We start from the raw sequence: 21,607 nt of genomic DNA, 5'->3' as shown, positions 1-21,607 counted from the left end.
CAATATGAGGCGTGGGATAAGGCGTGGGAAAATCAAATGCGCGGACTTAGCTCTTCGCCATGTTACGCAACACGAACTGCAGGATGCCGCCATTGCGGTAGTAGTCCGCCTCACCGGGGGTATCGATGCGGACCACGGCGTCGAACTCGACCTGCGAGCCGTCAACCTTCGTGGCGGTAACGTGCACCGTCTTCGGGGTGACGCCGTTGTTCAGCTCCTCGATGCCTTCGATATCGAAGGTCTCGGTGCCGTCCAAGCCGAGCGATTCGTGGGACTCGCCGGCGGGGAATTGCAGCGGAATCACGCCCATGCCGATCAGGTTCGAACGGTGAATACGTTCGAAGGACTCCGTGATCACGGCCTTTACACCCAGCAAATTGGTGCCTTTGGCGGCCCAGTCGCGGGAGGAACCGGTGCCGTACTCCTTGCCGCCCAAAACCACCAGCGGAATGCCAGCGGCCTTGTAGTTCTGGCAGGCGTCGAAGATAAAGGCTTGCGGCGCGCCCTCCTGGGTGAAGTCGCGGGTGTAGCCACCGGCGATATCCACCAGCTGGTTCTGCAGGCGGATATTGGCAAACGTGCCGCGCATCATTACCTCGTGGTTACCGCGGCGCGAACCCAGGGAGTTGTAGTCCTGGCGGGCCACGCCGTTGTTGTCCAGGTACACCGCGGCCGGAGTGCCGGGCTTAATGGAGGAGGCGGGGGAGATGTGGTCGGTGGTCACCGAGTCGCCGAGCTTGGCCAGCACGCGGGCGCCCTTGATATCCGTGACGGGTTCCGGATCCATGGTCATGCCATCGAAGTACGGAGCCTTACGGATATAGGTGGAAGCCTCGTCCCATTCGAACGTCTTACCGGTCGGGATCTCCAGCGCCTGCCACTGGGCGTCGCCCTTGAATACGTCGGCGTAATCGGCCTCGTACAGCTCGCGGGTGATGGCGGCGGTGATGGTGTCCTCGATCTCCTGGGTGGAGGGCCAAATATCGGTGAGGTACACATCGTTGCCGTCCTGGTCCTGGCCCAGCGGCTGTGTGGCAAAGTCGAAGTCCATGGTGCCCGCGATGGCGTACGCGATCACCATGATCGGGGAAGCCAAGTAGTTCATCTTCACATCGGGGGAGATACGGCCCTCGAAGTTACGGTTACCGGACAGCACGGCGGTGGCGGTCAGGTCATGCTCGTTGATGGCGGCGGAAACCTCATCCGGCAGCGGACCGGAGTTACCAATGCAGGAGGTGCAGCCGAAGCCGGCCAGGTAGAAGCCCAGCGCCTCCAGGTCCTTCCACAGGTCGGCGCGCTGGTAGTAGCCGTCCACCACCTGCGAGCCGGGGGCGCAAATCGTCTTCACCCACGGCTTTGCCTTCAGGCCCTTGGCGGCGGCCTTGCGGGCGATCAGGCCCGCGCCCACCATCACGGACGGGTTGGAGGTATTGGTGCAGGAGGTGATGGAGGCGATGGCAACCATGCCGTGATCCAGGGTGTACTCGCCGCCCTGCGGGGATTCCACGATCACCGGGCGGGACACGCGACCCTCCGCGCCCTCGGCGGCGGATTCGCCATTGCCCGGGCGCGAGGAGTTGAAGTTGTGTTCGAACTTGCCGGCGAGCTTGACGGGGGCCACCGATTCGGTGTCGTTGCAATAGTTCGGCAGGTCCTTGCGGAACGCGGCCTTCGCCTCGGACTGCAGGATGCGGTCCTGCGGGCGCTTCGGGCCGGCCAGCGACGGCACCACGGTGGAAAGATCCAGCTCCAGGTATTCGGAGTACTGGGCTTCCGGCGCGTCGTGCTCCAGCCACATGCCCTGGGCCTTGGCGTAGGCTTCCACGAGCGCGATCTGCTCCTCGGGGCGGCCGGTCAGGTGCATGTACTTGGTGGTTTCCTCATCGATCGGGAAGATCGCACAGGTGGAACCGAATTCGGGCGACATATTGCCAATGGTGGCGCGGTTGGCCAGCGGAATGGACTTCACGCCATTGCCGTAGAATTCCACGAACTTCTGCACCACGCCGTGCTGGCGCAGCATTTCCGTAATGGTCAGTACCACGTCGGTGGCGGTCACGCCGGCGGGAATCTCGCCGGTGAGCTTAAAGCCCACCACCTTGGGGATCAGCATGGACACCGGCTGGCCGAGCATGGCGGCCTCGGCCTCGATGCCACCGACACCCCAGCCCAGGATGCCCAGGCCGTTTTCCATGGTGGTGTGGGAGTCCGTGCCAATACAGGTGTCCGGATATGCCAGGCCATTATTGTCAAACACAACACGTGCCAGGTATTCGATGTTTACCTGGTGCACGATGCCGGTTCCGGGGGGTACCACGCGGAAGTTGGAGAAGTTTTCTGCACCCCAGCGCAGGAATTGGTAACGCTCTTCGTTGCGCTCGTATTCGATATCAACGTTTTGCTTCAGCGCATCCCGGGTGCCAAACGCCTCGGTGATCACCGAGTGGTCGATCACCATTTCGGCAGGGTTCAGCGGGTTGACCTTATCCGGGTCGCCGCCGAGGGTCTTTACTGCCTCACGCATGGTGGCCAAGTCGACCACGCAGGGAACACCGGTGAAGTCCTGCATGAGCACGCGGGCGGGCGTGAACTGGATTTCGATGCTGGGCTCAGCGGTCGGGTCCCAGTTAGCGATGGCTTCAATATGCTCCGTGGTGATGTTGGCGCCGTCTTCGGTGCGCAGCAGGTTCTCGCCAAGAACCTTAAGGGAGTATGGCAGCTTCTCCATGCCAGGCACAGCGTTCAGTGCGAAATAGTCATAAGACTTCTCGCCAACGTTAAGGGTGCTCTTGGCGTTAAAGGAGTTCTTGCTTTCAGTCACAGTGAGCTCCACTTCCTAAATATTCAAGGGTGATCAGCGTCGGCGCGAAAAGCATGGGCTGGGGCCGACGTGTCAGACAAACACGTGGTACGCGGTCAAACCACAGCATAACAGTACGGGCGTTCTGTTGTTGAATTTTCGACGCCGCGGTGTGTGCACCACCCCCGCACAGGTACCATCTGATAGAGATGAAGTGCACGTATCCGCAGATGTATACGAGCTTCCTACCCCCGTGGTCGGGTTGCGATGTGTGCAGCGGATGACACTTTTCTCAAAAGTACCGTACCCCCAAGGATGCCCATGACCCCTTCGGAAGAGAATCTTCAACGGCTGGCAGAGGACTTAAAAGACGACTCTGTGGCGGTCGGCCAGCTCGGCGAACAGTACCCCGATTTGGAGGGGTACCTCCACGAGGTGGTCAAAGAGGCGGCTGAAAATGGGCGTGGGGATTACGCCTTCGTGGTCCTCGATGAAATGCCGGCGGTGCCCACAGACATGCGGAACATCGCTCAGGAATTGCTGAACATGACGGACGTGGACACGGTGGTATTGCGCACCCCGGTCTATGGAACCATCGTGAGCAACGAGCACAGCCGCGCCGAGATCGAGGCCGCGGAGATCGTGATTTTCCAGGATAACGACTATGTGGCCAGCTTTCGGTGGCTTACCGAAACCCTCGGCCAGGACCCCGTTTCCTGGGGTTGGGTCAATGCCGCGATCTTCGCAGCGGTGGTGGCCGTGGCCGTGTTTGCGGCCCTTTCGTTCCGCCCAGTCAAGCGTGAAGAATTGACTTAACGGCTTTGGGTTTCTCACAACTCGTTTCGCGGTAGGCGATGCCGCGCCGTCCAAATGGGGGAATGTGACAAGTTTCACATAACAAATGCATATCGACGTCCGCGCAGGCCAGCCCCACACGCAACCTTGGGGCTGGCCGTTACTTTTGTCTACCCCCGGATCGAAAGTATCTTTGAGTGGCTGTTGTGACTTATGGTTCTCGTATCAGCTCACGAGTCGAATTCTGTCATTCTAGTATCAGATGTAACACTTTGATGCGTACGGTCATGTGGGGAAGCTTGCACCAGGGTGAGGGATTCGGTTCGGGGGTTCGTGTGTGTGTCCAAGCTGCGCCAAGAAGGAGTGCCTGTGAATCGTCGCTTCCATAATGTTGCGACCAAGATCGTCGCTACCGCGGTCTGTGCTTCCGGCTTGACGCTCGGTGCCCAGGCAGTAGCGCAACCTAGAAATCCCGATGATGCAGCAATAGCAGAGGCGGACCGCCAAGTTTCCAGCAATAACGGCGAAGTATCCCGCCTGATCACCTCCATCTCCGAGGCCGACGCCGAGGTCAACCGCCTAGAAAACGAAATGGGTGGCCTGCGGGAAGCCGTGAACAAGGCCGTGGTGGACCTGCACGACGCGCAAAACGCTGCGGAAACGGCGCGTCAGGAAACCCGCCAGGCGAAAGATCGCCTGCAAGGTACTCAGAATGAGCTTGCCTCGGCTCAGGAAATCCTCGATGAGATCTCACGTTCCGCATATCGCCGCGGCGCCACCGCGCCCGGCGTGTCTGCGGCCGCCGGAACCGCAAATACGGACGATGCCCTCGATAGGCAAACCTATCTGCGAATGAGCGCCGAGAAGCAACGCCGAGCCATCGCGCACCTCGAGAAACTCCGCACCGAAACCGCCAATGAGGAATCTTCGCTCAGACTTGCGCGTCGGCAAGCCGAGGAGCGGGAAAGCGCCGCCCAGGAAGCCCGGCTACAAGCCGAACGGGACATCGAACGCAACACCGGCCTGCTGCGCGCCAAAAATTCCGAACGTTCCGGATTGATCGCGGCCCGCACCGACGCCGAACAACGGCTCGCCATCGCCCGCGCCAATGCCGCAGATCTCGGACGCCAACGCGCCGAATACCAAGAATTCCTCAAAGCCGAAGAGGAACGAAAGGCCGCCGAGGCACGTGCGGAAGAAGCACGACGGCAAGCCGAGGCACAGGCGGAGGAACAGCGACGTCGAGAAGCGGACGCTAAAAAGGCGCAGGAAGAGGCCGATGCTGCGCAGGCCGCTGCGGATCGTCAAGCCGCCCAAGAGCGCGCCAAGCAAGCCGCCGCCGAAGCCGAAGAAGCCAAACAACTCGCGGCGCAAAACCAAGCCCAAGCCATCGATGCGAAAGCCTTGGAAGAAGCCGCCCTCGCAGCAGCGGCACTCGCGGCAGAGGCGCTAATCCAGGCAAACACGCCGGACCACCAAACCCTCGTCAGCCCGTATCCCACCACCGAAGACGCCGACGATGCCCTCACCTTCGCCTCCGAAACCGAAGGCACGTACCAAACGCTGAGCCAGGCGGCGAGCGTCGACGTCGGCGGGTCACGCGCCGAAAGAATCGAACTGGTGATCAGCCGCGGAATGTCCCAAATCGGCACCCCCTACGCGTGGGGCGGCGGAAACGCGAGCGGACCCACGCAAGGCATCCGTGATGGAGGCGTAGCCGATTCGTATGGAGATTTTAATAAAGTCGGATTCGACTGCTCCGGCCTCGTGCTGTACGCCTTCGCCGGCGCGGGCATCTCGCTGCCGCACTACACGGGGTATCAATACAACTACGGCACGAAGATCGATCCCAGTGCGATGGAACGCGGTGACCTTATCTTTTACGGTCCAAACGCTGAACACCACGTAGCGATTTACTTAGGTGATGGAACCATGTTAGAAGCCCCCCAGTCCGGGTCCGCAGTGCAAGTGTCCCCAGTGCGGTGGTCGGGCATGAGCCCCCACGCGGTTCGCCTGATTTAGGCTACACAGGGTAATCTTTGCGCCATGACTAGTGCTACGTACGATGCTCTGGTTCTCCTCTCATTTGGGGGTCCGGAAGGACACGAAGACGTTCGCCCATTTTTGGAAAACGTCACCCGCGGCCGCGGTATCCCCCCTGAGCGCCTCGATGAGGTGGAGGTTCACTACCATCACTTCGGAGGCGTCAGCCCTTTGAATGACCTTAACCGCGAGATCATTCACAACGTGGAACAAGAGTTACGCGCCCAAAAGGTGAAGCTTAAAGTCTATTTTGCTAACCGTAACTGGCACCCGATGGCGGGCGATACGGCCATCCAAATGGCGAAAGACGGCGTGAGAAACGCACTCGTGTTCGCAACATCGGCGTGGGCCGGATATTCGGGTTGTAGGCAATATGACGAGGATATTGTGAACATGCGGGAGGCAGTCTCGCAGGCGGGGCTGCCGGAAATCACGTTTACCAAGCTGCGCCACTTCTACGATCACCCGCTGTATATCGCGGCCATGACCGACGCGGTGATGGAATCCCGCAACAAGCTGCCCAAGCACGCGCGGCGCGATGCGCAGCTGGTGTTTACCGCGCACTCCATCCCGCTGGTGGCGGACATGGCCTCCGGGATCCAGGAAAACCTGTACTCCCGGCAAGTCCGGGAGGCGGCCCGGCTGGTGGCCCAGGCGGCGGGTTTCGACCATTGGGATGTGGTGTGGCAATCCCGCTCCGGCGATCCGCGCGTGCCGTGGCTGGAGCCGGACATTGTGGATCACATCGTTGATGTGCACAAATGCGGCGTCCGGGCGGCGATCGTGTGCCCGATCGGGTTTGTGTCGGACCATATCGAGGTGGTCTGGGACCTGGATTCGGAATTGGCGGAGGAAGCCAAGCTCCTGCGCATGCCTATCGAACGCACCCGCACCGCAGGCCCAACCCCCGAATTCGCTCAAATGGTCGTAGAGCTGGTTCGCGAACATATTAGCGGAGCCCCGGCTCGGCGGCTCGGGGAGGAACCATCCCGCGGCTGCACCGTGAACGGCGCTCCGTGCGCTTCGGATTGTTGCGTTTCCGCGAAGCCGGGCGCGCTGTCTAGGCCCGTGAAAATTCACTAAGGGTGTAATCAACGCCGGCTATGCGGGCGCGGCGAATGTGCCGACACAGCCCGATCAGCTGCGGATCGAAAGTGTGATCGCCTAGGCGATTGTGCACGGCCTCGACGATGGCCGCCACGGAGTCCGCCCGCGCAAAGAGCTTCACGGCGCGCCGCGGGGTACTGGCAGGCAAGCCGGGCACATCGTAATGATCGCTCAATGAACGCACCAGCTGCCGTGGATTACCTCGGCCGACGGGTATGCGCACGCCCGAGCGTTCGATCATCAGTGCGGCTTCACGAGTCGCTTCCGAAAGCGCAGATTCCGCCTCGCCGGGGGAGTAGTAAGGCAGCGAGAGCGGCCCCGAGTGTTCGCGCCAATTCCACGCCGTGGCCACGCCCGTTTCGTCCGTGACCGGCGATAATGCTACATTGCCCACCAGGAGCGCCTCCTTTTCGACGAGCCCAGTGGGGTCCCCAGGCCCCGAAAGCGCCAGCCGTAACGCGGGCCCTTCGCTCGGCGCCACCGCCCGGATTTCGCGCACTAGTTCTACATCCGGCGCGGCGCCAAAGAGTTCGATAAAGGCTCCGGAAAGGTCATCGAAGGCGACGTGACCATGCAGCCAGCCGCCGAGCCAAACTGCCGCGTGTTGCAGCGGCGAATACACGGGGGAACGAAAATCCATAACCGATTCAGTATAGGCTGTTATTCCATGAGAGACCCCTACGCAGGTGACATTTTCGCCGGTCATTCCCGCAACGCCCGCCCGCAGTTCCCCGAGGTTCCCGCCCAGCCCGGCTTGGTTGTCGAGGTCAAGGCCACCGGCTATGTCGGCGCTGTCACCGGCTTTGAGCGCACCTATGACGGGGATTTCGTCCGCCTCGAAGACCGCCGCGGTAGCGAACACTTATTCAAGCTGCGCCCCGGCGCATTTCTTATCGACGGCCGCCCCATCACCCTCACCAGGTACGTCGCCCGCCAAGCGCCTCAGCGTTCCAATTCTGGTTCGAAACGAGTGGCCAACTTGGAGGCGAAAGTCGCCGCGCCTTCCCGCATTTGGGTGGAAGGCATCCATGACGCCGCGATCGTAGAAAAGGTTTGGGGCCACGATCTGCGTGTCGAAGGCGTGGTGGTGGAGTACCTCGAGGGCCTTGATAATCTTCCCGAACGTCTGGCCGAATTTCAGCCCGGCGAAGGCAGGCGCGTCGGGGTATTGGCCGACCATTTGGTCACCGGATCCAAGGAAACCCGCCTGACTGCCAGCGTTGGCCCCCACGTTTTGGTGACCGGCCACCCCGTTATCGACATCTGGGCCGCCGTAAAGCCCGAGCGTCTCGGCCTCCGCGCTTGGCCCGAAATCCCGCGAAACGAAGATTGGAAGACCGGAATCTGCCAGCGCCTCGGCTGGTCCGATCCCAAGGAAGGCTGGAATCGCGTGTACAACGCCGTCACCTCCTTCCGAGACCTCGACGCCACCCTGATCGGCGCAGTGGAACGCCTCGTGGACTTTGTCACCGTCCCCGAACTCTCCAAAGAGGACCTTTCGTAGCGATAGGTTGCGCACTCCGCATGAAATTTTTTACACACGAATCGCGGATTCTGTGTAATTTTCATCATCCAGGGCCGCCCAGGGTCGCCGGCGCGATATTTTTTACACAGATTTCGGGATTTTGATGTAAAAAATATCGGTAGACACCGTTCAACTCCCGGTGGAACAATAGGTATTACACAACAGACCATATCAAAATGGCGCGGTTAATGGAATTCGGCCATAGTTCACCATGGGTAGTCAACTTCGAGCGCTCAGCGGGGCTCCTACGGAGACATTTTCAGGTGGGCAAAATCTATATTTTTATCACCCAGCGCCATCCAACACCACCCCAACACACCTAAGCCCGTTCCAGCATGTGCACCGCCAGCTCCCAGCCTGCTGTTTCGGCTTGCCAGCCGGCGGCTTGCAGGCGTTGGGACATGGCCTGTTTGGAAATCCCCAGCTCCTGCGCCGCTTCGTTTTGGTTCAGCCCGGATCGCATCAAGGAGGTGGCTTCGCGCCCTTCGGGGGAGCGTTTCGCCAACACATGCCCCAGGAGGGTAAACACCGCTGCCACGTCGGTGGCGCGTGCTGCGGCGTCGGGGCCGCGGGCGTCTATGCGCGCTTTGACGGTGCCGGATCGGGCGTGTTTGCCAAGGGCGGCACCGGCTATTTCGCGCGCGCGGGTTGCATTGTTGCTGATGCCAATGCCAACAGCCCAATCCCCGGCGGCGAGGAGCGCCATGGTGGTGTCGGTGGCGGCTTGCGCGGATTCGATGACGGCGCATATGTCCTCCACCCCCAACAGCTGGAATTCGCCAACACCTTCGAGCGTGGAGAGGGCTGCGGCGGAGCGGCGCACGAGGTCGGCGCGGCGTACTTCGCGGCCGCGGTACCGAGCGTGAATAGCAAACACAACAATCCTTTATGAGTAGATGCTTAGAATCTACCTTGTGTGCTTGATGTTTTGCACAGGCATGCGGGCGTCGAGGGTTAACCCGGCGAAACCTAGTACGCAGAGGACTATGGTGAATGCCAGTACGCGTGGGTCGGCTTCCCCGGTTAATGCCGCTCCGAATACCACTGTGGCAATTGTGCCGGGCGCGGATCCGATGGCGGTGGCTGTGGAAAAGGGCAGGAGCTTGACGGAGGTCAGGGCTGCCACGTAGTTCAGTATGGAAAACGGCACGCCGGCGATCATTCGGAGGGAGAGTACGGCGAGCCAGCCGCGTTCGCGTAGTCGGGCGTCGATTCCTGCGACGGCGGTGTGTTTGAGGCGGGGCCGCATCCATTCGCCGAGTAGTCGCCGCACTATGAGTAAGGAGAGCGCGGCGGAGGCGGTTGTTGCGGTGAGTGCTAGCGCAACGCCGAGCCATGGCCCGAAGAGGACGCCGGCGCTGAGGGTGAATATGGTGCGGGGGATGGGTAATTGCGTTACCCCCACATAGAGGATGAAGAAGAGTGCGGGGAACCACGCCCCGGCTTGCGCGGACCAGGTTCTGAGTGTGGCTAGGTCGATGTCGGTGTATATCACGATCAGCGCCGTAACTATGGTTGCGCACGCGACGAGCACTTTCTTCCAGAGCGGCCAGGCGATGATGGCGTACCAGGCATCACGCGACACGCTGCGGAGGAAATCTACAAACATGCTGTCTAGCGTAGCTTGGCTGCCATGCCCGGGTAAGAACACATAATCGGGCATTGTTGCCCCCGTTTCGTGCGTAATATGCGCGTGTAAAACGTATCCCGCGTTACACTGAGACTCAGATTGTGAGCCCTTGTCGCACGGGGCTGGCAATTGGCATGTTCATTTAGACACAGATAACCGAAGGGGAGCACTGTGACACTCACGCAGTCCAGCGCGCGGATACCCTTGCCTGAGGATTACGAAGCGAAACAGAACGCTTGGTATAAGTCCGTGGCGGGGGTATTTGCTCGCACTCAGAAGAAGGATGTGGCGGATATTCCGTTGGATGTGTGGAAGAAGCTGATCCGCACGAATTATGACGGTATTGATGTCAACCCGTTGTATACCCGCGCCGATGAGGCTGAGGAAAGCGTCGTGCCGGGCGCGTTTCCGTTTGTGCGTGGTACGAATGCCGAGCGTTACGGCTGGGGCGTGACCGAAACTTTTGGCGGTGTTTCCGCCGAGCAGGTTAATAAGGCGATTTTGCACGCGTTGTATAACGGCACTACGGATGTGGTGTTGGATTTAACGGGGGAGTTGGGGGCCGCTGATATTGCGGCGTTGTTGAAGGATGTGTTGCTGGATCTGGCGCCGGTGCATTTGCGGGCGGGCGCTGGGCTTCCTGAGGCTGCCGCTGCATTGTATGAGCTTATCGACGCCGCGGGGGTGCAACCCACCGTCACGCTTGGCGCCGCGCCGCTCACCGCCACTGTGGATGGTAGCGAGTCGGTGTCGTTGGGCCAGGCGATTGAGCTTGCCAGCGCCGCGCCGGCGGGGGTGCGTGCGATTACGGTGGATGCGGTTTCGTTTTCTAATCAGGGCGCTACGGATGCGCAGGAGATCGGTTTCGCGTTGGCCGCGGGTGTGGAGTATCTGCGTGCGTTGACCGGTGCGGGGATGTCGCCGGAGGCGGCGCTGGGGCAGCTGGTGTTCCGGTTCGCAACTACGGACGATCAGTTCTCGCAGATTGCCAAGTTCCGTGCGGCCCGCGAATTGTGGGCCCGGGTGGCTGAGGTATTGGGTGCTCCGGAGGCTGGTGCCGCCCCGCAGTACGCTGTGACCGCGCCGGTGATGTTTAGCCAGCGTGATCCGTGGGTGAATATGCTGCGCGTGACCGTGGCGGCGTTTGCCGCGGGTGTGGGTGGCGCTACGGCTGTGGAGGTGTTGCCGTTCGATTACGCCGTGCCGGGCGGATTGCCGAACACGTCTCGCACCTTTGCGCACCGCATTGCCCGCAACACGAACTTGTTGCTGTTGGAGGAGTCGCATTTGGGTCACGTGATTGACCCTGCCGGTGGTTCCTTCTTTGTGGAGGACTTTACGGACGATCTCGCCGATAAGGCCTGGGCCGTGTTTACCCAGGTGGAGGCCTTGGGCGGGTTTAGCGCTGCCGCTGATTTTATCCGCGAGACTTTGGACGGGGCATATGAGGTAACGCGCGATGATATTGCGCACCGCCGCAAGCAGCTGACCGGTATCAACGAGTTCCCGAACTTGTTGGAGCGCCCGCTGCCGCCGGAATTGCGCGTGGAGCCCGCCGGGGTGCGCCGGTGGGCCGCGGAGTTCGAGGCGTTGCGTAACCGTTCGGACGCGTATTTGGAGGCCCATGAGAAGCGCCCGCAGGCGGTGCTGATTCCATTGGGTCCGTTGGCCAAGCACAATATTCGCACGGGTTTTGCCACGAACTTGTTGGCTTCCGGCGGGATTGAGGCGTTGAATCCGGGCCAGGTTGTCCCTGGTACGGAGGAGTTTACGGCCGCCGCGAAGTCCGCGTCGATCGCCGTGATTTGCGGCACGGATCCCGAATATGGGGAGTCCGGCGCGGCGGCGTTGGAGGCGTTGCGGGCGGCGGGCGTGGAGACCGTGTTGCTGGCCGGCGCCCCGAGCGCGCTCGATGGCGCGGACGCGTATTTGAATATGAAGATCGACGCCGCGAAGACCCTGTCTGAGCTGCTAAGCAAGTTGGGAGCGTAGGAGAGATGACCACCACCATCCCGAATTTTGCGAACGTGGAGCGTACCGTCGCCACCGACGGTAAGCCCGTGGACGCCAAGGAGCAGATCTGGGCCACCCCGGAAGGCATCGACGTGAAGCGCGTGTTTACCCGCGCCGATCGTGATGCCGCCGCGGCCGGGACCGATGAGCGCCCGCCGCACCCGTTGGATTCCTTCCCGGGTATGCCGCCGTTTATGCGTGGCCCGTATCCCACGATGTACACCAACCAGCCGTGGACGATCCGCCAGTACGCTGGTTTCTCCACCGCCGCTGAGTCCAATGCCTTCTACCGCCGTAACCTCGCGGCCGGCCAGAAGGGCCTTTCGGTGGCCTTCGACCTTGCCACGCACCGCGGCTATGACTCGGACAATGAGCGCGTGGTCGGCGACGTCGGTATGGCCGGCGTTGCCATTGACTCCATCTTGGATATGCGCCAATTGTTCGAAGGCATCGACTTGGGCAGCGTGTCCGTGTCCATGACCATGAACGGCGCCGTGCTGCCCGTGCTGGCCCTGTATATCGTTGCGGCCGAGGAGCAGGGCGTGACCCCGGATCGCCTCGCGGGCACCATTCAGAATGACATTCTGAAGGAGTTCATGGTCCGTAACACCTACATTTATCCGCCGAAGCCGTCGATGCGCATCATTTCCAATATCTTCGAGTACACCTCGTTGATGATGCCGCGCTTTAACTCCATTTCTATCTCCGGCTACCACATCCAGGAGGCCGGCGCCACCGCCGACTTGGAGCTGGCGTACACGCTTGCGGATGGCGTGGAGTATATCCGCGCCGGCATGGACGTGGGCTTGGATGTGGATAAGTTCGCGCCCCGCCTGTCCTTCTTCTGGGGCATTTCCATGTACACGTTCATGGAGATCGCCAAGATGCGCGCGGGCCGCCTGCTGTGGAGCGAGCTGGTGGCTAAGTTCAATAACAAGAGCCCGAAGTCGCAGTCGCTGCGCACCCACTCGCAGACTTCCGGCTGGTCGCTGACCGCCCAGGATGTGTTTAATAATGTGCCGCGTACCTGCATTGAGGCGATGGCGGCTACGCAGGGCCATACCCAGTCCCTGCATACGAACGCGCTCGATGAGGCGCTGGCGCTGCCTACGGATTTCTCGGCCCGTATCGCCCGTAATACGCAGTTGTTGCTGCAGCAGGAGTCGGGCACGGTGCGCCCGGTGGATCCGTGGGCGGGCTCGTACTATATCGAGTGGCTGACCAATGAGTTGGCGAACCGCGCCCGCGCCCATATCGAAGAGGTGGAGGCCGCCGGCGGTATGGCCCAGGCGACGGTGGAGGGTATTCCGAAGCTGCGCATTGAGGAGTCCGCCGCCCGCACCCAGGCTCGTATTGATTCGGGCCGCCAGGCGTTGATTGGCGTGAATAAGTACATCGTCGAGGAAGACGAGCAGATTGAAGTGCTCAAGGTGGATAACACCAAGGTGCGCGCCGAGCAGCTGGATAAGTTGCGCCGTTTGCGTGCTGAGCGCGACGAGGAAGCTTGCCAGGCCGCGCTTGATGCGCTTACCGACGCCGCGCGCCGCGAGGATAAGGTCGCAGGTGACCTGTCGCAGAACTTGCTGAAGCTGTCGGTGGATGCGGCTCGCGCTAAGGCCACCGTCGGCGAAATTTCCTACGCTTTGGAAAAGGTGTTCGGCCGCCACGAGGCCGAGATCCGCACCCTGTCCGGCGTGTATAAGGACGAGGTTGGGAAGGAAGGCACCGTGTCCAACGTGCAGAAAGCGATCGCCATGGCGGATGCTTTCGAGGCTGAGGAAGGTCGCCGCCCCCGTATCTTTATCGCAAAGATGGGCCAGGATGGCCACGATCGCGGCCAGAAGGTCGTCGCTTCCGCCTACGCCGATTTGGGCATGGACGTCGACGTCGGACCGTTGTTCCAAACCCCCGCCGAGGCCGCGCGTTCCGCGGTGGATGCTGACGTCCACGTGGTCGGCGTTTCCTCCCTCGCTGCGGGTCACCTCACCTTGGTGCCCGCCTTGAAGGAGGAGCTGAAGAAGCTGGGGCGTGAGGATATTCTGATTGTGGTCGGCGGCGTGATCCCGCCCGGCGATTTCCAGGAGCTCTACGATTTCGGCGCTGCCGCGATTTACCCGCCTGGAACGGTCATTGCAGATTCCGCTATTGATATGCTCACTAAGTTGTCTGCAAACTTGGGATTTGACCTGCCCATTCCTGAGGATTAACCGGAAGTTGTGAGGGAAGCGAAATGACGGAAGATTCTGAATACCTCGAGCACCACTTGGGGTCGCTGATGACCACCTCCGGAACCGATCTCGGCGAGATAACCGCCGTGGCGCCGGAGATCATCAAACGCGCACGCCGCAGGATCGACGTCGATGAGCTTTTCGACGCCGTCCGCAACGGCGATCGCACCCGCATTTCGCGCGCCATCACATTGCTGGAATCCACCGCCCCGGCACACCGCGTCTTGGCCCAAGAACTCCTAGTCAAGCTGTTGCCCTTTTCCGGCAATGCGCTGCGGGTGGGCATCACCGGCGTGCCCGGGGTGGGCAAGTCCACCTTTATCGAGGCATTGGGCATGAAGCTCATCGAGGAGGGCCATAAGGTGGCCGTGCTGGCCATCGACCCTTCCTCGACCAAAACCCGCGGGTCGATCCTTGGCGATAAGACCCGCATGTCTAAGCTTTCCGCGCAGGACAATGCGTTTATCCGCCCGTCTCCGTCCGCAGGCACATTGGGTGGCGTGGCCAAGGCCACGCGGGAATCCATGGTGGTGTTCGAGGCGGCCGGCTACGACGTGATCTTGGTGGAGACGGTTGGCGTCGGGCAATCCGAGGTGGCCGTGGCGCAGATGGTGGATTGCTTCACCTTCCTTGCGCTCGCCGGCGCCGGCGACCAATTGCAGGGCATTAAAAAAGGCGTTCTAGAGATGGCTGATCTGGTGGCCATCAATAAGGCCGATGGCCCCAACCTGAAGAACGCGAAGCGGGCAGCCCGGGAGCTCGCCGCCGCCATGCGCATGGTGCGCCCCGAGGATGCGCTGTGGCACCCGCCCACAATGACCATGTCCGCCGTCGAGCATGAAGGCATCGACGAATTCTGGGATGTGGTCAATCAGCACCACGAGGCCATGCTGGCCAGCGGCAGATTCGAACAGAATCGGCGCGAGCAGCAGGTCGGTTGGATGTGGTCGATGGTGCACGAGACTATCCTGCAACGGTTGAACACAAAACCCGAGGTGTTGGCAGCGAAGAAGTTGGTGGAAAGCCAACTTCGCGATGGTCAGATCACGCCGACATTGGCGGCGGAACGCATACTGAACGCCTTCGACACCGAATAAATCAACATTCCAAGGACCCCTTGGAGTTGTGGGTCCTTCCCAAAAAACGACGACAGGACCGCAACCGACGTGAATGCATTTATACGCTTTAGCACGTTTGTAGTATTCGGTACGGTGGCCCTCGGTGCAGTGGTGTGTGCCACTGATTCTTCCGCCGCGTGCCCCAATTGGCCGGGCTGCTACGAGGGGCAAATCACCCCGGAAATCCAACTCAACCCCATCATCGAATTCGTCCACCGGGTCTTCTCGGTCTCGTGCGCCCCGGTGATCATTATCAGCGGTATTTTGCTGCGCAAACACCCCAATGTCCAGGTGCGTTGGTTGCCCTGGCTGGCGCTGCTCGGGGCCTTTGGCTCGGGCGTGTTCGGGATGATGACCATCTGGTGGGGGCTCACCCCCTTCCAAGCCATGATCGACCTCTGGTGCGCCTTCGTCGCGCTCTGTTGCATGATGATCGTCAGCGCGCAGATCGGTAGCCCCAAGCCCAATGCCACCCACGCCCGCGTGGCGGGCATCGCAGTGATCGGCCTGTCCCTCCTGCACGGCGCCGGAATCCTAGTCGCCGGCACGGGTTCCTTTACCCGCTGCATCGGCTGGCCCCTCGGCTTCGTGCTCGATGTGGACCACTATGCGGCCCTGCAGATCGCCCGCGTGGTGCTGGCGGTGCTGCTGGTAGGCGTCTTTGTCTGGTTGCGTTCCATCCCGATTTTCGTCGCCGTGATCGTGGAATTGGTGCTGGGCATTCTGATCCGCACCACCGAACTCAACGATCTCTATGGTTCGCTTTACGGCACCGTTGCCGTGGTCATCCTCGCGGCCGTGGCCTGGGAATGGGGCAATGCCTGGCAACCCCGCAAAACCAAAGCCCTACAGAAGGCATAATCATGGCCGTTCTAGAGCACGTGGCCTTGTTCGTATCCGATCTGGAGCGCGCTAAGGAGTTCTATTGCCGCTGGTTTGGCGGCGTCGCAAACGATCAGTACCACAACCCCCGTACCGGTTTGCGCACCTATTTTCTTACCTTCGAGGGCGGGGCCCGTTTGGAGCTGATGGCGCGCCCAGACGTAGCTGGTGCCGCGCAGCCGAACCAATTGGGTTGGGCGCATATCGCGTTTACGGTGGGCACCAAACGGGACGTCGATACGCTGGCTGCCGCATTCCGGGCGGCGGGGTTTGAGATTATCAACGGCCCGCGCACCACCGGCGACGGCTACTACGAGGCCGTAGTGCTCGACCCGGAAGGAAACCAGGTGGAATTCGTCGCGAACCCTACCACTGGCTCGGCTTGAAATCCTTGAGGAAGCAGCCGTAAAGGTCCACGCCGTGCTCGCCCTGAACGATGGGATCGTAGACCCGTGCGGCTCCATCCACCAGGTCGAGCGGCGCGTGGAAGCCCTCGCGGGCGAGGCGCTCTTTGGCGGTGTGGGGGCGTTCGTCGGTGATCCAACCGGTATCCACGGCGGTCATCAGGATGCCGTGCTCGAAAAGCTCCCCGGCTGCGGTGCGGGTCAGCATGTTCAGGGCGGCTTTGGCCATATTGGTGTGGGGGTGCCCCGGCCCCTTATAGCCGCGACCGAACACACCTTCCATGGCGGAAACATTGACTATGTACTTGCGCCGCGCGGGTGACGCCTCCAGTGCGGGCCGCAATCGATTGATCAGAATGAACGGGGCCACCGAGTTGCACAATTGGACCTCGAGCAGCTCCACCGGGTCGACTTCGCCAACCTTTGCCACCCAAGAGTTATGGCTCACCTGATCGGGAACCAGCCCGCCCGCATCGATCGCGGTGCCGTCCTTGACGCGCTCCAAGGAGGCCGAACCCCCTGTCATCGCGAGCGCCGCGAGCCGCGCGGCGTGCACCTGGGCGAGGGCCCGTTCCGGGTTGGCCGCCGGCAGCGCCGGGGGCGTAAAAGCGTTGCCCAACGCCAGGTAATCAACCTCCTGTTCGATGCCTTCGAGCGGTGCCGTCTCGGCGTCGATAAGCCCGGAATAGGCGCCGGGGGAGCGGCGAACGGTTTGCGCGGCGTTGTTAATCAGGATGTCCAGCGGTTGGGCTGCCACGCGGTCCGCCAGCGCCATGACCTGCGACGGGTCTCGCAAATCGATGCCAATGATATGGAGGCGGTGGAGCCATTGCGCGGAGTCCTCGATGGCGCTAAAGCGGCGGATCGCGTCCTTGGGGAAACGGGTGGTAATCGTGACGTCCGCGCCATCGCGCAAGAGTTTGAGTGCGATATACATGCCGATCTTCGCACGGCCCCCGGTAAGCAAGGCGCGGCGGCCCGTCAAATCCACCCTTGCCTCGCGGCGCTGGCGATTATCGCGCGCGCAGTCGGGGCACAGCTGGTGGTGGAAGGAATCGATCAGCGTGTATGGCGTTTTGCAGATATAGCAATTGTGGGCGCGAATAAGTTCGCCCGCGAATCCGTGGACGCGCTCGGGGCGGGGCAGGAGGCCGGCGGTTTCATCGTCGATACGCTGCGGATTTGCTGTTGCCGTCGCGGCCAGCACCGCCGCATCCTCGGCTTGGCGCGCAGCCTTCGCTTTTGCTCGGCGTGACCTTTTTACAGCCTTAAAAAGCCTGCTCACGGCGTGTTGGAGTTGCACTGATTGGGGATCATTATCATCAAGGTCCCGGGCCTGATCGAGGACTTTCAGGCAAATTTCCAACTCATCTGCGTCGATGGGCACTATTTTCTTCCTTGAAGCGTTGGTATATGTGTACGTCAACAGTACTGCATGTGCGGCTCAGCGAACCCATAGCTTAAAAACAAAAACACCCGGAAACTCAGTCCGAAAATTCATGCTTGTTCACATGTAAACAGACGTTCTTATCAGGTAAGGAGCGCACAATGGGCGTCGCGCCCGAATAGCGGGCACAGAAAGGACCCCAACGCTCATGTCTTACCTCCTTACGGCATTGGACATACTTGCGATTAGCGTGTTGGTGTTCTGCATCTACCTACCGCGGTACCGCAGAACCGACCTCGCCTTCGCACTGCTAGGTCTCAATGTCGGCGTCCACGTCGTATCGCTGGCGCTCGTCTCCGCCGAAGCTTCCGCCTCCATAGGATTCGGGCTCGGACTCTTCGGCGTACTATCCATTATTCGTTTGCGCAGCAGCGAAATCTCCCAGCGCGAGGTCGCGTTTTATGTCGCCTCCCTCGCCATAGCATTGATCACCGGCGGCGCCGCTACCAGCACAAACGCCGCAGTTTTGCTCGTAATTATCGTCAGCGTATGCGCGATTGCGGAGTGGTTGCCGCTGCTGCAACCCACCGCCCAGATCGAGGTTCACTTCGATCGCGCCATGACGGACCAGGCCGAATTAAAGGCCTACGCGGAGACGTTGCTGGGTGCCGACGTGCTAAGTGTGACGCCCACACGAATTGACCAGGTGAACGACCTCACCTACGCCCTAGTCACCGTCCGCGCCTCCGCCGCGCGCCAAGCGGAATTGGTGCCCTCATGATCATTCGAAATGATTTTCGGGCGATTTCCTTGCCGGAATTGCTGGAGCGCGCCAGCATGCTCACGCGCGTAGACCGCAAGTATTGCCTGCACGCGGACGAGGTCGAGCGCGCCGTTCGAAACCTTGATCCAGCGACTCAGGTGCTCGAAATCGGCGGTTCGCGGCTCCTTAGCTATCGCTCCGTATATTTCGACACAGCCGATTTCCGCAGCTACTTCGACGCGGCCCACCACCGCCGCATTCGAAGCAAAGTTCGACAACGCTGGTACCTGGACACGGACACGGCCTTCACCGAGGTCAAACAGGCGGGCCCGCGCGGCAACACCATAAAAACCCGACGTCCAGCGCACGAAATAGGCCGCTTATCGACGCCCCACGCGCGCTGGATTGCGGAAACCACCGGCGCCCAGAACCTCACCGCAGTTATCTGGAATTCTTACCGCCGCACCACACTGCTATTGCCCGATGGTTCCGGACGGGCCACCATCGACACCGATCTCGCATGGTGGGACGATGCGGGCGGCTCTCTGGTTCTCCCGGACCTGGTGATCATTGAAACAAAAACCCATCGAGGCAACTCTGTGTTCGATCGAGAATTGTGGCGTTGCGGGCACCGCCCGCTCCGGATTTCAAAGTTCGGTGCCGGGATGGCGGCCCTCCATCCGGAATTCCCGCGACACCGCTGGAATCGCACCATGCGACGCTTTTTCCAACCAACTATCTCCGCTGCAACTTAAACAGGAAGTGCATCATGAAACTCACAAAGAAACTCGCGACCCTGGCCGCAACCGCATTGCTTCTCGCAGCGTGCGGCAGCCAAACCACCGAAACCTCCACGCAGAGCATCGCCCTCGCGTCGTCGACAAGCGATGCCCGGGAGGCGAACAATACCTCCGATGGAGTATCCGCCGATTCGTGGAAGGCGGGTGACGCCGTCGATGTGCCAGCCGACGGCAAGATCACGGAAGGGGGTGTGTATCGCGTCACCGGCACGCATAGCCAAGGCCTGACCGTCGCAGCGCCGGACGATGCGCTGGTAGTGCTGATGTTCGATAATGCGAAAGTTTCTGCGAGCGAAGGTGCGGCCATTAATATCACCTCCGCCAAAGACGTGGTATTCCACCTCACGGGACAAAACTCCCTCACGGGCGCCAGCAGCCAATCCGAAGACGACGAGATCAATGCCGCAGTCCACGCCGACGCCGACATCACCATCGACGGCGATGGATCGCTCACCGTCACGTCCGAACATGCGGACGGTTTCACCACCACCGATGACCTAAACCTCAAATCCGGCAACCTCACCGTCTCGGCCGGGGCCGATGGCATCCGCGGCAAAGACTCGGTGGTGATCACCGGCGGCACCGTCACAGTCACGGCGGGCGACGACGGCATCGTCTCCGACCAAGATCAAAGCGAAGACCGGGGAATCATCGACGTTCTCGGAGGCTCCCTGACAGTTTCCGCAGGTGGCGACGCCCTGCAAGCCGCCACCGATGTGATCCTGACCGGCGGCGACGCCAAGCTCACCACCACGGGCGACGACAAAGCCCACGGAATCAACGCCGGAGTCCTTGCGATCATCGACGGTGCGAACATAGATGCGACTGTAACCGGCGATGGGGTGAACTCCAACGGCAACGCCCAACTCGTGTCCGGTTCCCTGACGGTCAATGCGGAAGACGACGGCGTGATCGCCGCCAATACCGCATCCTTTACCGGTGCCACCGTGAAGATCGAAAACTCCGTCGAAGCTGTCGAGGCCGCAAATGTGGTCGTGGACGAAGGCGAGATCGAATTGCACTCCACCGATGACGGCATCAATGCCTCCACCGATACCGGCGAAACCCCGGCGCTCACCATCAATGGCGGCACATTGAACATCTATTCGGCCACCGACGGGTTGGATTCCAATGGCACGCTCACCATTAACGGTGGTACGACCACGATCTATGGGCCGAGCGTCTCCGCGAATGGCGCCATCGATGTCGACGGTACATACGAATTCAATGGCGGCGCGCTCATCGCCATCGGGCGTTCCGACATGCCCCGCAACCCCGATAGCGGCCAAGGTTGGCTCGAGCACCAGGGAAACTTCGCAGCTGGGACTGAGGTTTCGGTGACTTCGGCCGATGGGGAAGTGATCGCCAGCATCACTCCCGACGAGCAATCCACAACTTTGTTCGTCTCGACGCCCGACATCAAGAACGGCCAAAGCTACACGATCACCGCCGGTGGTTCGGAAACTACCGTCACGGCGGGTGAGAACGCCAGCGGCTTCGGGGCTGGTCCGGGTGGCATGGGTGGCCAGCCTCCGATGGGTGAACCCCCGGCCATGCCGCAATAGATAGGTCGCGCACTTCACATGAAGTTTTTTACACTCAAATCCCGGATCCGGTGTAATTTTCATCATCCGGGGCCGCCCAGGGCCGCCGGCGCGATATGTTTTACACAGATTTCTGGATTTTGATGTAAAAAATATCGGTAGACACCGTTCAACTCCTAAACCTTAGGGGCGGAAACCTAGCACCTCGCCGCAAGGCAAGGTTTCCGCCCCTACCTGAACCCTATCCGAGCCTTTTCAAGCCCTCACAGGCCAAAAATATATTGCACACAATCGGCCCTTGCCAACCAATAACCCCCAGAGCGAAACCAAACCTCCCCGCCCGCAGCCCGCACCAACCGCCAAATCAAAAATGGCCCCGAATCCAAAAGGATCAGAGCCATTCTACTGTCTCAACACAGTGTGTCCGGAGGGGGACTTGAACCCCCACGTCCGTTAATAGGACACTAGCACCTCAAGCTAGCGCGTCTGCCATTCCGCCACCCGGACCGGGTTTCCAACCTTGCGGCTGGGCACTCACATACTCTAGACCGAAACGTGGTTGTGTCAC

General features: G+C 60.9%; 17 protein-coding genes and 1 tRNA gene. 12 read left to right on the top strand and 6 right to left on the bottom strand.

From position 1 onward, the window contains the following. Positions 1-46: 46 nt before the first annotated feature. The gene (acnA, locus tag CCANI_RS07195; protein ID WP_146323194.1) at positions 47-2,821 is read right to left on the bottom strand and encodes an aconitate hydratase AcnA; all 2,775 of its coding nucleotides are present in this window, start codon (positions 2,819-2,821) and stop codon (positions 47-49) included. Between the two features lie 300 nt (positions 2,822-3,121). Between acnA and CCANI_RS07190 the strand changes: the two genes are divergently transcribed. The 3 genes from CCANI_RS07190 (at position 3,122) to CCANI_RS07180 (ending at position 6,721) form a co-directional block, all read left to right on the top strand. Then, positions 3,122-3,616 carry an Rv1476 family membrane protein gene (locus CCANI_RS07190; RefSeq protein WP_146323193.1) on the top strand — a complete coding sequence of 165 codons (495 nt, stop codon included), beginning with the start codon at positions 3,122-3,124 and terminating at the stop codon, positions 3,614-3,616. A gap of 348 nt (positions 3,617-3,964) precedes the next feature. After that, positions 3,965-5,617, top strand: a complete 1,653-nt coding sequence (locus CCANI_RS07185; RefSeq protein WP_146323192.1) for a DIP1281 family NlpC/P60 protein — start codon at positions 3,965-3,967, stop codon at positions 5,615-5,617. Positions 5,618-5,641: 24 nt separating this feature from the next. Further along, the gene (locus CCANI_RS07180; protein WP_146323191.1) at positions 5,642-6,721 is read left to right on the top strand and encodes a ferrochelatase; all 1,080 of its coding nucleotides are present in this window, start codon (positions 5,642-5,644) and stop codon (positions 6,719-6,721) included. Here the strand turns inward: CCANI_RS07180 and CCANI_RS07175 are convergent. Continuing rightward, positions 6,699-7,385 carry an Rv1486c family protein gene (locus CCANI_RS07175; protein ID WP_146323190.1) on the bottom strand — a complete coding sequence of 229 codons (687 nt, stop codon included), beginning with the start codon at positions 7,383-7,385 and terminating at the stop codon, positions 6,699-6,701. The genes CCANI_RS07180 and CCANI_RS07175 overlap by 23 nt on opposite strands. A 27-nt stretch (positions 7,386-7,412) precedes the next feature. Here CCANI_RS07175 and CCANI_RS07170 point away from each other — a divergent pair, with 27 nt between their 5' ends. Continuing rightward, a complete protein-coding gene (locus CCANI_RS07170; protein ID WP_146323189.1) occupies positions 7,413-8,249 on the top strand; it encodes a DUF3097 domain-containing protein in 837 nt (278 codons plus the stop codon). Between the two features lie 340 nt (positions 8,250-8,589). Here CCANI_RS07170 and CCANI_RS07165 read toward each other — a convergent pair whose 3' ends face one another. Further along, entirely contained in the window at positions 8,590-9,147 is a 558-nt protein-coding gene (locus tag CCANI_RS07165) for a MarR family transcriptional regulator (protein ID WP_146323188.1), read from the bottom strand. A gap of 30 nt (positions 9,148-9,177) precedes the next feature. Next, positions 9,178-9,879 (bottom strand): TVP38/TMEM64 family protein, encoded by a 702-nt coding sequence (locus CCANI_RS07160; protein WP_146323187.1) that lies wholly within the window; start codon positions 9,877-9,879, stop codon positions 9,178-9,180. A 192-nt stretch (positions 9,880-10,071) separates the two neighbouring features. Between CCANI_RS07160 and CCANI_RS07155 the strand changes: the two genes are divergently transcribed. The 5 genes from CCANI_RS07155 to CCANI_RS07135 all read left to right on the top strand — a co-directional run bounded on the left by CCANI_RS07155 (position 10,072) and on the right by CCANI_RS07135 (position 16,527). Beyond that, on the top strand, positions 10,072-11,892 hold the full coding sequence (locus CCANI_RS07155; RefSeq protein WP_146323186.1) for a methylmalonyl-CoA mutase family protein: 1,821 nt from the start codon (positions 10,072-10,074) through the stop codon (positions 11,890-11,892). 5 nt (positions 11,893-11,897) lie between these two features. Further along, complete coding sequence (gene scpA / locus CCANI_RS07150) at positions 11,898-14,120, top strand: methylmalonyl-CoA mutase (protein WP_146323185.1); 2,223 nt, start codon at positions 11,898-11,900, stop codon at positions 14,118-14,120. Between the two features lie 23 nt (positions 14,121-14,143). Beyond that, positions 14,144-15,238, top strand: a complete 1,095-nt coding sequence (meaB, locus tag CCANI_RS07145; RefSeq protein ID WP_146323184.1) for a methylmalonyl Co-A mutase-associated GTPase MeaB — start codon at positions 14,144-14,146, stop codon at positions 15,236-15,238. A 69-nt stretch (positions 15,239-15,307) separates the two neighbouring features. Beyond that, a complete protein-coding gene (locus tag CCANI_RS07140; protein ID WP_146323183.1) occupies positions 15,308-16,120 on the top strand; it encodes a COX15/CtaA family protein in 813 nt (270 codons plus the stop codon). A gap of 2 nt (positions 16,121-16,122) precedes the next feature. Further along, positions 16,123-16,527 (top strand): VOC family protein, encoded by a 405-nt coding sequence (locus CCANI_RS07135; protein WP_146323182.1) that lies wholly within the window; start codon positions 16,123-16,125, stop codon positions 16,525-16,527. On the opposite strand, the gene CCANI_RS07130 is transcribed toward CCANI_RS07135, so the two are convergent. After that, on the bottom strand, positions 16,508-17,935 hold the full coding sequence (locus tag CCANI_RS07130) for an SDR family NAD(P)-dependent oxidoreductase (RefSeq protein ID WP_146323237.1): 1,428 nt from the start codon (positions 17,933-17,935) through the stop codon (positions 16,508-16,510). The genes CCANI_RS07135 and CCANI_RS07130 overlap by 20 nt on opposite strands. A 205-nt stretch (positions 17,936-18,140) precedes the next feature. Between CCANI_RS07130 and CCANI_RS07125 the strand changes: the two genes are divergently transcribed. The 3 genes from CCANI_RS07125 to CCANI_RS07115 are packed head-to-tail and all read left to right on the top strand — an operon-like array spanning position 18,141 to position 21,060. Continuing rightward, on the top strand, positions 18,141-18,713 hold the full coding sequence (locus CCANI_RS07125) for a DUF4956 domain-containing protein (protein ID WP_146323181.1): 573 nt from the start codon (positions 18,141-18,143) through the stop codon (positions 18,711-18,713). Next, entirely contained in the window at positions 18,710-19,450 is a 741-nt protein-coding gene (locus CCANI_RS07120) for a polyphosphate polymerase domain-containing protein (RefSeq protein ID WP_146323180.1), read from the top strand. Before CCANI_RS07125 ends, CCANI_RS07120 begins: the two co-directional genes overlap by 4 nt. A 14-nt stretch (positions 19,451-19,464) precedes the next feature. Then, entirely contained in the window at positions 19,465-21,060 is a 1,596-nt protein-coding gene (locus CCANI_RS07115; RefSeq protein ID WP_146323179.1) for a carbohydrate-binding domain-containing protein, read from the top strand. A gap of 400 nt (positions 21,061-21,460) precedes the next feature. Here the strand turns inward: CCANI_RS07115 and CCANI_RS07110 are convergent. Next, positions 21,461-21,546, bottom strand: a tRNA-Leu gene (locus CCANI_RS07110). Positions 21,547-21,607 lie beyond the last annotated feature (61 nt).

This window comes from Corynebacterium canis (assembly GCF_030408595.1).
Lineage (GTDB): Bacteria > Actinomycetota > Actinomycetes > Mycobacteriales > Mycobacteriaceae > Corynebacterium > Corynebacterium canis.
Note: the sequence above shows the minus strand (reverse complement) of the source record. Positions and strands in the feature narration are given on the sequence as shown.